General features: G+C 35.7%; 1 protein-coding gene. It reads right to left on the bottom strand.

Annotated elements, in window-relative coordinates; translation table 11 throughout:
- Positions 1 to 280 (bottom strand): hypothetical protein (locus AC1ECF_RS17560; protein ID WP_480390730.1); only part of this gene is annotated, 280 nt, incomplete at both ends.

Raw genomic sequence — 280 nt, 5'->3', positions numbered from 1 at the left:
CATCCCTGTGTTGGCAAATCCATTTTATTTCTATATTAAATCCTACATTTTCTGGCAATGATTCTAAAACCATCTTAAGAGAAGGAAATGGCTGATTTTCAGAAAAGAAATTTTCCTCCTCATACAAAGATTGTTTCCGGTCTTTGGTTTTTAATGCAGTCACATGAGAAAGCTTCAATAACTGGAGTTGGTCAAATGTTAATTCTTTTACTGGGATTTCAAACAATTCAACTGGATCAGCTTCATATTTCCTCTTCATGGTCAGACAGCAGGTGAGGTC

This window comes from Psychrobacillus sp. Z3-81 (assembly GCF_056620325.1).
This window is presented reverse-complemented; position numbering and strand designations above follow the sequence as displayed.